General features: G+C 64.4%; 1 protein-coding gene. It reads right to left on the reverse strand.

Annotated elements, in window-relative coordinates:
- Positions 1–90: 90 nt before the first annotated feature.
- Positions 91–553: MFS transporter (locus KHA85_RS20085; protein WP_498039898.1), on the reverse strand; the 463-nt coding region annotated here is incomplete at its 5' end.

Raw genomic sequence — 553 nt, forward strand, 5'->3', positions numbered from 1 at the left:
GGCCCATCTGCCGCTAACGTTACTGCTATCTAAGCTGCGTAGCTGAATTTCTTAAAACCCGCTCATTGAGCGGGTTTTTTATTGGGCGCGTTATGCCTCGCTGCGGCGGGCCAACAGGCTGAACAGCAGGATAGCGATGGCGTAACAGCCGACGATGGTCAGCGCCATCGACAGGCCCGAGGTGCCCCCCAGCCCGGGGAGCGGCACGGCGCAGGCGCCGAGGGCGAACATGCACACGCCGATCAAGGCCGAGGCGCTGCCCGCTTTGTCACCCTGGCTTTGCATGGCCAGCGAAGAGGCGGTCGGGCCGACGATGCCGATCACCGCCACCGAAAAGAACAGCGGCACCAGCAATACGACCAGCGGCGCATGCAGCGCGGCGGCCAACAGCAGCAACAGCGATGCGACGGCCGCCAGCGTTAGCCCGCTCTTCAATACCCGACGCTCCCCCCAACGCGAACTGAGGCGGCTGGCCAGCTGCGCCGCAATGATCAGCCCGACGCCGTTAATGGCGAAGCACAGGCTGAACATCTGCGGGCTGAGGCCGTAGATC

It is taken from the genome of Dietzia massiliensis (genome assembly GCF_018390595.1).
Classification (GTDB): Bacteria; Actinomycetota; Actinomycetes; order Mycobacteriales; family Mycobacteriaceae; genus Dietzia; species Dietzia massiliensis.